The organism is Pseudomonas farris (assembly GCF_019145235.1).
Lineage (GTDB): Bacteria > Pseudomonadota > Gammaproteobacteria > Pseudomonadales > Pseudomonadaceae > Aquipseudomonas > Aquipseudomonas farris.
On record NZ_JAHSTV010000021.1, the window covers coordinates 1 to 12,397 of the forward strand.

Sequence of the window (12,397 nt, forward strand, 5' to 3'; positions counted from 1 at the left end):
TACGTGTTTGTTGGTCGGCACGTAGTCCAGACCATCATTGTTGAGTACGGCGGGAGTGGCTCGATTGGGATCGAGTTGCATCACCTTGGTGGCGATGAACAGGCTGTAATAGCGGTATGCGACGAGATAAATAGCGACTGCTGCGACTACGATCCAGAGGGCGTTGATGGCTTCGCCGCGGCGCAGGGCCACGACACTTAGCGCAAACGCTCCCAGGACAGCCACGGCAAACCAGGCGAGGTGTTTAGCCAGACGGGGCATAGCGTGTCTCCTGCCGACAACCAGTGGCTGCGGCGGTAATTATTATAATTGTGTCCGCATTGCGGAGCGGACCCAATATCCGCCCATGCTGTCGACAAATAAATCCGCGTTACTACGTACGTGGTGTCTACGTAGTTCTACGTAGATACCGCTGATCTCTCAGTTGAAACGCAAAAACCTGTGGGAGCGGGCTTGCTCGCGAAGGCGGTATATCAGACACAGCGATGTTGAATGACAGAATGCATTCGCGAGCAAGCCCGCTCCCACAAGGTTCTGCGTTTCATCGCGGCCGCAGGTCATTCTGTCCAGCACCGCTACTGGAGGCGCGTATCTTTGGCATATGATGCCGGGCCTTCGCCTTCCCTCGGTCTGGCCAGGAGTAGAGATGCAGCTCAAACACAAAATCGTCGCGCTCGGGATTCTGCCGCTGGTGCTGGCGATCGCGGTCATCTGCGTGCTGGTGATTTCCCTGAACCGCCAACTGGGTGATCAACAGGCGCAACTGATCGAAGACAGCATTCTGGCCAGCAAGCGCGCAGAGCTGAAAAACTACGTCGAAATGGCGCAGAGCCTGATCGCGCCGCTGTACGACGACGGTCGGGGCGATGAGCGCGCGCAGCAACAAGTGCTGGAAGAACTGCGCATGCTCAGCTTTGGCATCAACGGCTACTTCTTCGTCTACGACCGCGAGGGCCGCAGTCTGATGCACGCGCGCCAATCAGAGCTGGTGGGCAAATACCTGTGGGACATGACGGACCCTTACGGCTTGCCGGTGATCCAGGCGTTGCTCAAAAGTGCGCAATCGGGCGAAGGCTTTCAACGTTACGCCTGGAACAAACCCTCTTCCGGTCAAGTGACCGATAAGCTCGCCTACGTGGTGATGCTTGATCGTTGGGGCTGGATGCTCGGCACTGGCATCTACCTTGAAGACGTTGAACGCGCCACCCAACAAGCGCGTGCCGAGGTGGCTCAGGGCATCCGTAAAACCATGGGGGCGATTGCGGCGGTGGCCCTTGTGGCGGTGCTGTTTGTGTTCGCCAGCGGCATGACGCTGAACGTCAGCGAACATCGCCTGGCCGATAAAAAACTCCAGCGCCTGACCCAACGCATCGTCAGCCTGCAGGAAGAAGAACGGTCCCGAGTTTCCCGAGAGCTGCACGACGGCATCAGCCAGCTATTGGTGTCGATCAAATTTCAGTTCGAACTGGCCAGCCATGTGCTGGAGAATGGGCAAGACAAGGGATTAAGCATTTTAAGAGACGCCACGGAGCGCCTCGGGGACGCGATTGGCGAAGTTCGCAGCCTCTCTCATGACTTGCGTTCGTCGCTGCTCGACACCCTCGGCCTGCCGGCGGCGATCGGTCAACTCGCCGCAGAATTTGAACAACGCAGCGGTCTGGTCGTGACTTTCAACGATAACGAATTCGACTGTCATCTGGTCGATGGCGCCGCCGTCTCGTTGTTTCGCATCGTGCAAGAAGGCCTGACCAATATCGAACGCCACGCACAAGCAAAAAACGTCATCATTACCCTGCACGGTTCTGAAAAGTCCGTACGGTTGACGGTGGTCGATGACGGTATCGGTTTCAACGTCGCCCAGGTCGAACGTCGTCACGCCGGCATTGGCCTGCGCAATATCCGTGAACGTGTCGAGCATTTTGGCGGTCGATTCGACCTGACATCGATGCCGGGAAGAAGTGAGCTGGACGTGCTGCTGCCGATGAAACTGCCCGGTACAGAACGCTGACTCAACCCATAACAATTAGAGTGAATGCCTGCGATGAACCTGCCCTACCCGATCCGCGTCGCCCTGGTCGACGATCACTCCCTGGTCCGCGACGGAATCAAATCGCTGCTGGCGGTCATGGCGCAGCTGGAAGTGGTGGGAGAAGCCGAGAATGGCGTCGATGCCATCGAGATGGTCGGGCGCTGCCAGCCGGATCTGTTGCTGGTCGACATCAGCCTGAAGGACATCAACGGCCTCGAGCTGACCCGGTTGTTACGCAGCCAGTACCCGTCGCTCAAAGTGCTGGTGCTGAGCATGTACGACAACTATGAATACGTGAGTGAGTCCGTTCGCTCGGGTGCCAGCGGCTATGTGCTGAAGAACGCGCCTTCACGGGAAATCATTGCGGCGATCGAAGCCATTGTCAGTGGCGGGACGTTCTACAGTGCCGAGATCGCACAGCGGCTCATTGCCGATAAAAGTACCGACAACGAGCTGACTCCGCGCGAAAGCCAAGTGCTGTACAAGATGGCTCAGGGGCTGAACAACAAGGAAATGGCTCGCGAACTGGACATCAGTGTCCGGACTGTAGAAACCCATCGCCTGAGCATCCGTCGCAAGCTCAACATCGACAAACCCGCGGCCCTCGTAAAGTACGCGATCGATCACGGGATCATTTCGCGCTAGAGGCGATTCACACCGCGCTCGTATTAACGACACGTGCCGTGCGAACAAACAATGCGCGTACCTTGTCCCAGAAATTCCCCCCAAGTACGAAAAAGCTGCCGATCAACATGGCATCGCCCAGCGCCTGGAGCTGCCAGAGATTCGGTCTCAGCCCCGGCCAAAGAGTGTCTATGTAAGGTTCGAGAAATCCCGAGATCAGCGGCAGGCAAAACATCACCAGGCCAATTCTATGGCGAGCCGGGCCTACTTCCACGTCTGCCGGTGCAAGCGTGGAGACGTAACCAAACATGCTGCGCTTGAGTTGCTGAAAACCGGATTTGCCCATGATCGCAATGGCGAGAATCAACAGAATCTTGTTACTGATAAACAAAACACCTGTCAGTGCCGCGATTTTTGAGCCTGGCACATCCGCTGCGGCAGCGAGAGGCACCATCAGCCAGGATCCCAGCATCAAACAGATAATCGCGATGCCCAGTTTGAAGCGCCAACCAGCAGAACTGGGTGCATTGTCATCCTGAGGGTTGCTCATGGTCTTCTTAACCTTCTTTTCTGGCCGGGATTAATAGATCTTCAGAAGCGTAGCAGTTGGTCGATCCCTTGATCATTCAACATGACCTTGTATTTGTCCGAGCTGTACTAACCTAATCGAACCGGTAACCAACGCCATTTCAATGCCTGGGATGTTCGGATGACGTGTCCCCAAAATCTACTATCAGTGCACCGATGCTGACGCGCTCGGGTCGGCTGCTTCTGCTGGTCGCCCTTGGCCTTGGCGGTTGTGTCCGTCTGGGGCCGGATTTTCAGGCCCCCGGCGAGGCCTGGACAAAACTCTGGAGCAGCCCTGCGCTTGAGCAGGCCAGCCAACGAAGTCTGAATCCCGACCTTCGCCAGTGGTGGCAAGTGTTCGCCGACCCGGTCCTCGACGCTCTGATCGACGAATCGGATGCGCACAATTCAGACCTGAAAATTGCCGGCCTTCGCGTCATGGAAGCCCGTGCCCGGTTGGGTATTGCGCAAAGCGGACGCTATCCGCAACTGCAACAGGCCAGCGCCGACAGCTTGTACTTCAACCGCAAGCAGTCTGGCGGCAACAACCCGCAAGACAGCCACTTCTGGCAACACAGCGCGGGCTTTGACGTCGGTTGGGAACTGGACTTCTGGGGGCGCTTCAGTCGAGCCATCGAGTCGTCCGATGCCAGTTACTTCGCGGCTCAAGCCAACTATGAAGACGTACTTGTACTGCTGCGTGCTCAGGTAGCCGACACATACTTTTCGTTGCGCACCACCGAAGCGCGTTTACGCGTCGCCCGAGAAAACGCCGAGCAGCAAAAGCGTAACTTTGAGATCACCGAAAAACTGTTCAACAGTGGCCAGAGCGCCGAACTCGACTTGCAACAAGCCAAGACCCAATACCTGGGCACCTTGAGCAGCATTCCGGATCTTGAGGCCCAAGTACTGCGCACCCGCAACGCGTTGGCCGTGCTGATCGGCCGGCCACCCAGCGCCCTGCCCCAATTGCTCGAAAACGAGGGGCTGATCCCGCTGGTGGACCGAGCCGTGCTGCAAGACGTGCCGGCCAGCCTGTTGTTGCGTCGACCGGACGTGCGTGCTGCCGAGCTCAATGTCGCCGCCCAGTCGGCTCTGATCGGTGTCGCGGAAACCGACTTCTATCCGTCGCTGACCTTGCTGGGCAGTATCGTCTGGACCACCGACACGTTGAGCGGCACCTCCAACAGTCTGGACCTGATCGGCGGCCCCAGTTTGCGCTGGAACCTGTTTGACCACGGCCAGATCAGCAACAACGTGCGTGTTCAGGATGCGCGGTTGCAGCAGCTGATTGAGGTTTATCGCGACAAAGTCCGCCAAGCCGCACGGGAGGCCGATGATGCTGCCAGCAGCCTGATCAAATCACTGGAACGCGAACGCATCCTCGGTGAAGCACAAGTCGCTGCAAAACGTTCGTTGAGCCTGGCCAGCACTCAATACCGGGAAGGTTACTCGGACTTCCAGCGCGTGCTGGATGCTCAACGCGCATTGCTCGAACAGCAGGACAATTACCTGCTCAGCCGCAGCAATGCCGTGAGCAACCTGATCGCCCTGTACAAAGCCCTTGGCGGTGGGTGGTACAGCGCGCAGCCGACAGTCGATCAAAGCACTCGCCAGCAAATGGAACAACGCACCGACTGGGGCAACCTGCTGAATGAGCCAGCCCCTTCGCAAGCATCCTATCCTGTGCCAGAAGGTCAAAGCCGATGACTGAACCCTCGCCGCCCGTTACTGAGGCGCCCTCCCCCAAAGCACCCGAGCCTGCCGCCGATCCTGCAAAAAAAGGCATCAAATGGGTGATGCTGCTGATCGTATTGAGCCTGGCCTGGTACCTGTTGGCTGACCGTTTCACCCCGTATACGCAACAGGCTCGGGTGGGCGCCTTTGTCATTCCAGTGGCGTCCGAAGTAGCCGGCCGGGTAGTCAGCGTGAATGTGCGCAATAATCAAGACGTCAAGGCGGGCGATGTGCTGTTTGAGGTGTATCAGCAGCCCTATCAAATCGCCGTCGACCGCGCACGTGCCGACCTGGAGTCTACCCGCCGCCAGATCGGTGCCAGCACCGCCGGTATTGCTTCGGCTCAAGCCAATTTGCGCGCCGCCCAGGCCAATGAACTGAAGGCACGGCAGGACAATCAGCGTCTTGAAGGTTTGTACCGCGAAGACCCCGGCACCATTTCCGTGCGCCTGCTCGAAGTCTCTCGGGCCAGCCGTGAACAGGCCGTCAGTCAGGTCGCCGCAGCCCGTGCCGAAGTTCAGCGGGCACGGGAACAGGAAGGCGGCAGCGAAGAAGACAACGCGCTGTTGCGTAGCGCCGCCACGGCGTTGTCGAAAGCCGAACTGGACTTGTCCAACACGCAGATACGCGCACGGTCGGCGGGACTTGTCACCGATCTGCGCACCGATGTCGGACAGTTCGCCACTGCCGGCAGCCCGGTCATGACCCTGATTGCCATCCACGATGTGTGGATCAGTGCGGACATGACCGAAAACAACCTCGGTCTGGTCGAGGTCGACACCCCTGTTTCGATCGTTCTGGATGCCCTGCCGGGAAAGGTTTTCGAGGGCCGTGTGCGCAGTGTCGGCTACGGCGTCAGCGTGGGTCAGAGCACTGCGCCCGGCAGCCTTCCCAGTGTGCAGAACAGTCGTGACTGGCTGCGTCCGGCCCAGCGTTTCCCGGTGATTATCGAGTTTTCGGAGGAATCGAGGAAAACGCTGTTCGACAGTCGCGCCATCCGTGCCGGTGGGCAGGCTGAAGTCATGGCGTTTCCTACCGAAGGCAATCCACTGAACCCGCTTGGGCGTCTGTTTGTAGGGCTAATGAGCTGGCTGAGCTATGCCTATTAAGGGCGTGCCTGCTCAGCGCACGCCTCGTGTTCAACGGGCGTTGCGTCTAGCCACCGGCACGGCGCTATGCCTGGCCATCAGCTTCGGCCTGGCGCTGCCGATCCCCTTTATTTCGCCAGTGCTCGCCGTGTTGCTGCTGGCCTCGCTCAATCGGCCTTTGTCGTTCAAGGCCGGACTGGTGCTTGCGGTGGCCGCGATGCTGACCACCGGCATCGGTCTGTTGCTGATCCCCGTCCTGCGCTATTACCCCTTCTGCGGCGTGCTGCTGATCGGAGTCAGTCTGTTCCTGGCCTTTGGTTTTGGCCTGCGCGGCGGCAACACCTTGATCATGACCTTCCTGATCATTGGCCTGACCATGATTTCCTCGGCCGGCGTCGCCGAGTTCGATCTGGCGATGATGGTCATTGGCGCCTTGGTCATGGGCTTGATCCTCGCCGTTATCGTCGTGGCGTTCAGTCACTGGTTGTTTCCCGACCCGGCCAATGCCCCCTCCCCACCCGCCGCCAGCGCTCTGCCGGCGCAAGAGGTGAGCCGGGTTGCGCTGCGTGCGACCCTGATTGTTGTACCGGCGTTCCTGTTGGCACTGATCGACCCGGCGAGCTATCTGCCGATCATTTTGAAAGCGGTCAGCCTTGGCCAGCAGAGCTCGACGACAACGGCGCGCAACGCTGGTCATGAACTGCTCGGTTCGACGTTCATGGGGGGGCTGTTGGCCGTTGTGTTCTGGTGCGCGCTCAGCCTGTTTGTGCACCTGTGGATGTTCTTTCTGTGGATGCTCCTGTTCGGCTTACTGTTGGCGCGCAAGCTCTATGCCCTGAGCCCGACCCGACAAACCCCGGGGTTCTGGCTCAACAGCCTGATCACGTTGATCATCCTGCTGGGCCAGTCGGTTCAGGACAGCCTCGCCGGAAAGGACGTCTATACCGCCTTCGTCGTGCGCATGGGATTGTTTATCGCCCTCACGCTCTATGCCTTGCTGATGGTTCATCTACTCGATCGGCGGCAGCGCAATCCAGGCGTCACTCAGCTCACGGAGTGACCTGATAACCCCGCCCTTGCAGGCAGCCGTGATCGTGCTGTTTCAGATCGTCCTCGACCGGCTCATAAAACTCGTCATGTTGACGTCCTCGTACCTCCGCACCCGTCGCCCCGGCAGCAGCATCCACCGCAGCAACCTCCGAGGATGGCGGGCTTGAGGTGCTCTGGCTGGCCACGACGTTGCTGCAATCGTTGATGTCCAGCTGGGCTTGTTGCGAGGTCTGCCCTTTCAAGGGCACGACCGTTTCGGCTTGCACCTGCGTACAGACCATCGACATAAGGACACACAGGCTGAAAGACGATAACCGACTCATGATGATCTCCGACACGGTCCACTGTGTTTGCGGGCCAGCGTTTGACTGGGAAGTTCCTGGAACAACGCTCGATAACTGCTGGAAAACCGTCCCAAATGCCAGAACGACCAATCCATAGCCACTTGCGCGACCGTCGTTTCCCCGGCTGTTCGGCTGAGCAATTCACGGCGTGCGCTGTTGAGCCGACGCAAACGTAACCAATGCGTGGGTGTCATCCCGGTATAGGCCTTGAACGCATGTTGCAACTGACGCAGCGAAACCCCGGCCACCTGGGACAGCTCCAGCAAATTGAGGGTTTCTTCCGGTGTATCGGCGGCCCATTCGGCGACGCGCTTCATGATCGTTCGCTCTTCCGCCCGACGCTGCAAACCTGCGCGGTCCAGGCACACACAGGCGTTATCGAGGATGTACAAACAGTCCTCCAATAGTTGCTGGGTCAACGCCTCTATGCTCGGCGGATCCAGCGTCTGCGTCAGCCGCGTCAACGTCCCGCTCAACCAGCGGCTGAACAGCGCGTTCTGGCCTGAATTGAGCGGCGACATGAACAAGCCTTCGAGCCGCGCTACGTCCAGGCCATGCCGCTGAACGAACTCCGGACCGAACACCACGGCGATTTCCTGGTAGTTCTCCGGGGTGATCCAGATGTTGCGGCTTTCACCGTTCAACACGTACAGCGAGTTGTCACTGCGATCGAAACAGAACGCCAGCGCGCCTTCGGGGGCGCTGAAATTCTGCTCGACCCGGGTATTCATCTGTTCCTCGTAAATCTCTACGCCTTGCAAATCCAGATAGCGCACCCGCCCGGCGAAATGCCCCGGGGACATCTGCTGATAGTGCTGCACCCAACCCGGTGTGGCGCGGATTTGCTCGGCCACGTCGGCGGTGTTGAATGCTTGAACCTGTAACGAATTGCACGCTGTCATGGGGCGCCTTACGCACTCTTTTGGTGCGCTTTGTGCTGTTTAAAGTGGATAGATGGAATGGCAAGGCTCACCCAAGATAGTCGTCAACGCGCTACAGGGGAAGTGTTCGGTAGATGAAGCCGCTTTCCCCGGCGTCAATAAAACCAACAACGAGGTCTTTATGAATGTCCCTTTCGATCAGCTGCTCACGTGGCTGAAAGATCACAAGATTACCGAGGTCGAGTGTGTGGTCAGCGACTTGACCGGCATTGCTCGCGGCAAGATTGCACCCACCAACAAGTTCCTGCATGAGCGAGGCATGCGCCTGCCGGAAAGTGTGCTGTTGCAAACGGTAACCGGGGACTTTGTCGACGACGACATCTACTACGACCTGCTCGACCCGGCCGACATCGACATGGTCTGCAAGCCCGTCGCCGACGCGGTTTACGTCATTCCATGGGCCATTGAACCCACCGCCATCGTGATCCACGACACGTTCGACAAGTTCGGCAATCCCATCGAACTGTCGCCACGCAACGTGCTGAAGAAAGTGCTGCAGCTCTATACCGACAAAGGCTGGAAGCCGATTGTCGCGCCTGAAATGGAGTTCTACCTGACCCAGCGCTGCGAAGACCCGGACTTGCCGCTCAAGGCGCCGCTGGGGCGCTCGGGCCGTGCGGAAAGCGGTCGTCAGTCGTTTTCCATCGACGCCGCCAACGAATTCGACCCACTGTTTGAAGACGTCTATGACTGGTGCGAACTCCAGGGTCTTGATCTCGACACACTGATCCACGAAGACGGCCCGGCGCAGATGGAAATCAACTTCCGTCACGGCGACGCGCTCGATCTGGCGGACCAGATCACTGTGTTCAAACGCACCCTGCGCGAAGCGGCACTCAAGCACAACGTCACTGCGACCTTCATGGCCAAACCCATCGGTGACGAACCCGGCAGCGCGATGCATATCCATCAAAGTGTGGTGGACATCGCCACTGGCCAGCCGATTTTCGCCGATGCCGACGGGCAGATGAGCGAGCTGTTCCTGCACCACATCGGCGGCTTGCAAAAGTACATTCCCAAAGTGCTGCCGATGTTCGCGCCCAACGTCAATTCGTTCCGCCGCTTCCTCCCCGACACCTCGGCACCGGTCAACGTTGAATGGGGCGAAGAAAACCGCACCGTCGGTCTGCGCGTGCCGACCTCCAGCCCTGACGCCATGCGCGTGGAAAACCGCTTGCCGGGCGCTGATGCCAACCCTTATCTGGCGATTGCCGCGAGCTTGTTGTGCGGTTATCTGGGGATGGTCGAGAAGGTCGAGCCGAGCGCCGCGGTACAGGGGCGAGCCTACGAGCGACGCAATCTGCGCCTGCCGATCACCATCGAGGACGCACTGACGCGCATGGAAGAGTGCGAAACCATCGAGCGCTATCTGGGGAGCAAATTCATCCGGGGTTACGTCGCGGTCAAACGCGCCGAACACGAAAACTTCAAGCGCGTGATCAGCTCCTGGGAGCGGGAATTCCTGCTGCTCAGCGTCTAAAAACCTCGTTCCCGTATGAGATCACAACCCCTGTGGGAGCGGGCTTGCTCGCGAAAGCGGCGTGCCAGGCGACTTCAATGTTGAATGTGAAATCGCCTTCGCGAGCAAGCCCGCTCCCACAAAAAGCCAATAACTAAAAGAGGTGTCGATATGCGTCTATTGAAATCCGTGGTTCCGGTCGCGCTGACGTTGCTGTTCAGCGCCACTGCACAAGCTCAATCAAGTGTGAGCGTCTACAACTGGACCGATTACATCGGCGAGACCACCCTCGCCGACTTCCAGGCGAAAACCGGGACCAAGGTGATCTACGACGTATTCGATTCCAACGAAACCCTGGAGGGCAAACTGCTCGCCGGCCGCACGGGTTATGACGTGGTGGTGCCCTCCAACCATTTTCTTGCGCGCCAGGTGAAGGCCGGCGCGTTCCTCAAGCTGGATCGCTCGCAGCTGCCCAACTGGAAAAACCTCGACCCGAAACTGCTGGCCTTGCTGGAAAAAAACGATCCGGGCAATGAACATTCGGTGCCGTACCTGTGGGGCACCAACGGTATTGGCTACAACGTCGACAAGGTCAAGCAAGTGCTGGGCATCGATCGCATCGATTCCTGGGCGGTGTTTTTCGAACCGGAGAACCTGAAGAAGCTCAGTCAGTGCGGCGTGTCGATGATGGATTCGGCCGATGAGGTATTCCCGGCGGTCCTGAACTACATGGGCATGGACCCACGCAGCGAAAATCCCGAGGACTTTAAAAAGGCCGAAGCCAAACTGCTGACCATCCGGCCTTACATCACCTATTTCCACTCGTCCAAGTACGTGTCGGACCTGGCTAATGGCGATATTTGCGTCGCGTTTGGCTATTCGGGCGATGTGTTCCAGGCGGCAAACCGCGCCAAGGAAGCGAAGAACGGCGTGAACATCGCCTACTCGATCCCGAAGGAAGGCAGCAATCTGTGGTTCGACCTGTTGGCGATTCCTGCCGACGCCAGCAACCCGAAAGAGGCCCATTCGTTCGTCAACAACCTGCTGGATCCACAGGTAATCGCCAAAGTCAGCGCCTCGGTCGGTTACGCCAATCCAAACCCGGCGGCCAAGCAATACATGGACGCGGAGCTGGTCAATAATCCAGAGGTCTATCCTCCTCAGGAAGTCCTCGACAAACTCTACATTTCCACCACCCCGCCCCAGCCGATCATGCGTCTGATGACCCGTTCCTGGAGCAAAGTGAAGTCCAACCAATGAATCAGTACGACAACGAACACGCTCATTCCTATTACGCGGCATCGGCGAAGGGCATGACGCCTTACCCCACGCTGGACTCGGATCTTGAGGCCGATGTCTGCGTGATCGGCGGCGGTTTTACCGGGGTTAATACCGCGATCGAACTGGCGCAGCGCGGGCTTTCTGTGATTCTGCTGGAAGGCCGGCGGATCGGCTGGGGCGCCAGCGGGCGTAATGGCGGGCAGTTGATTCGCGGCATCGGCCATGACGTCGAAGGTTTCGCCCGTTATGTCGGTCAAGAAGGTGTGCGCTATTTGGAGCGTGCAGGCATCGAGTCAGTGGAGCTGGTGGGCAACCGCATCCGCGAGAATGGGATCGATTGCGACCTGCGCTGGGGCTTCTGCGAGCTGGCCAATACCCCGGCGCAGTTCGAGGCATTCAAGACGGAACTGCAAAGCCTCGCCGAACTGGGTTATGCCCACGAAACCCGACTCGTCGGCCCCGAGCAGATCCGCCAGCAAGTGGTGGGCTCCGATGTGTATGCCGGCGGCCTGATTGACATGGGGTCGGGGCATTTGCATCCGCTGAATCTGGTGCTTGGCGAAGCACTCGTTGCCGAATCCCTCGGGGTACGAATATTCGAGCAAAGCCCGGTGCTGGAGTTGATTCACGGCAGCACCGTGCAGGTTCGTTGCGCTGGCGGCACGGTGCGCGCCGGCAGTCTGGTGCTGGGTTGTAATGCGCATCTGGAAGAGCTCGAACCGCGCCTGAGCGGCAAGGTTTTACCGGCGGGCAGTTACATCATCGCTACCGAACCTTTGGCACCTGAGGTTGCCGCGCAATTGATCCCGCAGAACTTGGCGTTGTGCGACCAGAAAGTCGGCCTCGATTACTACCGGCTCTCGGCGGATCGACGCTTGCTGTTTGGCGGTGCCTGCCATTATTCCGGGCGTGATCCGGAGGACATCGGCGCATATATGCGGCCGAAAATGCTCAAGGTCTTCCCGCAACTGGCGGATGTGCGCATCGACTATCAATGGGGCGGCATGATCGGCATCACCGCCAACCGCTTCCCCCAGGCCGGACGTTTGAGCCAGTACCCGAACGTGTTCTACGCCCAGGGTTATTCCGGTCATGGGCTGAACGTGACCCACTGGTGCGCACGGTTGCTGGCTGAAGCGATTCATGCCGGGCACAGCAAGGGGCTGGACGTTTTCAGCGCTGTGCCGCATATGACCTTTCCCGGTGGACGAGCCCTGCGCTCGCCGCTACTGGCCCTCGGCATGTTCTGGTATCGCCTGCGCGAATTGCTCGGCTGA

12 protein-coding genes are annotated in these 12,397 nt (G+C 58.8%); 8 read left to right on the forward strand and 4 right to left on the reverse strand.

Annotation, left to right across the window (positions count from 1 at the left end):
• The coding region (locus tag KVG95_RS28960) for a carbon starvation CstA family protein (RefSeq protein ID WP_302470709.1) at positions 1–261 on the reverse strand (261 nt) is incomplete at its 3' end.
• A gap of 385 nt (positions 262–646) precedes the next feature.
• Here KVG95_RS28960 and KVG95_RS28965 point away from each other — a divergent pair.
• Together KVG95_RS28965 and KVG95_RS28970 are read left to right on the forward strand one after the other, a co-directional pair.
• Positions 647–2,008 carry a cache domain-containing protein gene (locus KVG95_RS28965; protein WP_217858866.1) on the forward strand — a complete coding sequence of 454 codons (1,362 nt, stop codon included), beginning with the start codon at positions 647–649 and terminating at the stop codon, positions 2,006–2,008.
• A gap of 33 nt (positions 2,009–2,041) precedes the next feature.
• The gene (locus tag KVG95_RS28970) at positions 2,042–2,674 is read left to right on the forward strand and encodes a response regulator (protein ID WP_008015035.1); all 633 of its coding nucleotides are present in this window, start codon (positions 2,042–2,044) and stop codon (positions 2,672–2,674) included.
• A gap of 7 nt (positions 2,675–2,681) precedes the next feature.
• Here the strand turns inward: KVG95_RS28970 and KVG95_RS28975 are convergent, their stop codons facing one another.
• Positions 2,682–3,203 (reverse strand): transporter suffix domain-containing protein, encoded by a 522-nt coding sequence (locus KVG95_RS28975; RefSeq protein ID WP_217858867.1) that lies wholly within the window; start codon positions 3,201–3,203, stop codon positions 2,682–2,684.
• 194 nt (positions 3,204–3,397) lie between these two features.
• On the opposite strand from KVG95_RS28975, the gene KVG95_RS28980 reads away from it, so the two are divergent.
• The 3 genes from KVG95_RS28980 to KVG95_RS28990 are packed head-to-tail and all read left to right on the forward strand — an operon-like array spanning position 3,398 to position 7,105.
• Positions 3,398–4,930, forward strand: a complete 1,533-nt coding sequence (locus tag KVG95_RS28980; RefSeq protein ID WP_217858868.1) for an efflux transporter outer membrane subunit — start codon at positions 3,398–3,400, stop codon at positions 4,928–4,930.
• The gene (locus tag KVG95_RS28985; RefSeq protein ID WP_217858869.1) at positions 4,927–6,066 is read left to right on the forward strand and encodes an HlyD family secretion protein; all 1,140 of its coding nucleotides are present in this window, start codon (positions 4,927–4,929) and stop codon (positions 6,064–6,066) included. The genes KVG95_RS28980 and KVG95_RS28985 overlap by 4 nt, the downstream gene beginning before the upstream one ends.
• Positions 6,056–7,105, forward strand: coding sequence for a DUF2955 domain-containing protein (locus KVG95_RS28990; protein WP_217858870.1), 1,050 nt, complete (start codon positions 6,056–6,058; stop codon positions 7,103–7,105). The genes KVG95_RS28985 and KVG95_RS28990 overlap by 11 nt, the downstream gene beginning before the upstream one ends.
• Here KVG95_RS28990 and KVG95_RS28995 read toward each other — a convergent pair.
• Positions 7,095–7,418: a hypothetical protein gene (locus tag KVG95_RS28995; RefSeq protein ID WP_217858871.1), complete on the reverse strand. Its 324-nt coding sequence runs from the start codon at positions 7,416–7,418 to the stop codon at positions 7,095–7,097. The two genes, KVG95_RS28990 and KVG95_RS28995, sit on opposite strands and share 11 nt — an antisense overlap.
• Positions 7,415–8,341 carry a helix-turn-helix domain-containing protein gene (locus KVG95_RS29000; protein ID WP_217858872.1) on the reverse strand — a complete coding sequence of 309 codons (927 nt, stop codon included), beginning with the start codon at positions 8,339–8,341 and terminating at the stop codon, positions 7,415–7,417. The genes KVG95_RS28995 and KVG95_RS29000 overlap by 4 nt, the downstream gene beginning before the upstream one ends.
• Before the next feature lie 160 nt (positions 8,342–8,501).
• Between KVG95_RS29000 and KVG95_RS29005 the strand changes: the two genes are divergently transcribed.
• The 3 genes from KVG95_RS29005 (at position 8,502) to KVG95_RS29015 (ending at position 12,397) form a co-directional block, all read left to right on the forward strand.
• Positions 8,502–9,860 (forward strand): glutamine synthetase family protein, encoded by a 1,359-nt coding sequence (locus KVG95_RS29005; RefSeq protein WP_217858873.1) that lies wholly within the window; start codon positions 8,502–8,504, stop codon positions 9,858–9,860.
• Between the two features lie 150 nt (positions 9,861–10,010).
• Complete coding sequence (locus KVG95_RS29010) at positions 10,011–11,099, forward strand: polyamine ABC transporter substrate-binding protein (RefSeq protein ID WP_217858874.1); 1,089 nt, start codon at positions 10,011–10,013, stop codon at positions 11,097–11,099.
• A complete protein-coding gene (locus tag KVG95_RS29015) occupies positions 11,096–12,397 on the forward strand; it encodes an NAD(P)/FAD-dependent oxidoreductase (RefSeq protein ID WP_217858875.1) in 1,302 nt (433 codons plus the stop codon). Before KVG95_RS29010 ends, KVG95_RS29015 begins: the two co-directional genes overlap by 4 nt.

Excerpts from the sequence above, each read along its gene's own strand:
- KVG95_RS28985 (WP_217858869.1), top strand. The coding sequence starts at position 4,927 with ATGACTGAACCCTCGCCGCCCGTTACTGAGGCGCCCTCCCCCAAAGCA.
- KVG95_RS29015 (WP_217858875.1), top strand. The coding sequence starts at position 11,096 with ATGAATCAGTACGACAACGAACACGCTCATTCCTATTACGCGGCATCG.
- KVG95_RS28980 (WP_217858868.1), top strand. The coding sequence starts at position 3,398 with ATGCTGACGCGCTCGGGTCGGCTGCTTCTGCTGGTCGCCCTTGGCCTT.
- KVG95_RS29005 (WP_217858873.1), top strand. The coding sequence starts at position 8,502 with ATGAATGTCCCTTTCGATCAGCTGCTCACGTGGCTGAAAGATCACAAG.
- KVG95_RS28995 (WP_217858871.1), bottom strand. The coding sequence starts at position 7,418 with ATGAGTCGGTTATCGTCTTTCAGCCTGTGTGTCCTTATGTCGATGGTC.
- KVG95_RS29010 (WP_217858874.1), top strand. The coding sequence starts at position 10,011 with ATGCGTCTATTGAAATCCGTGGTTCCGGTCGCGCTGACGTTGCTGTTC.
- KVG95_RS28975 (WP_217858867.1), bottom strand. The coding sequence starts at position 3,203 with ATGAGCAACCCTCAGGATGACAATGCACCCAGTTCTGCTGGTTGGCGC.
- KVG95_RS28965 (WP_217858866.1), top strand. The coding sequence starts at position 647 with ATGCAGCTCAAACACAAAATCGTCGCGCTCGGGATTCTGCCGCTGGTG.
- KVG95_RS29000 (WP_217858872.1), bottom strand. The coding sequence starts at position 8,341 with ATGACAGCGTGCAATTCGTTACAGGTTCAAGCATTCAACACCGCCGAC.
- KVG95_RS28970 (WP_008015035.1), top strand. The coding sequence starts at position 2,042 with ATGAACCTGCCCTACCCGATCCGCGTCGCCCTGGTCGACGATCACTCC.
- KVG95_RS28990 (WP_217858870.1), top strand. The coding sequence starts at position 6,056 with ATGCCTATTAAGGGCGTGCCTGCTCAGCGCACGCCTCGTGTTCAACGG.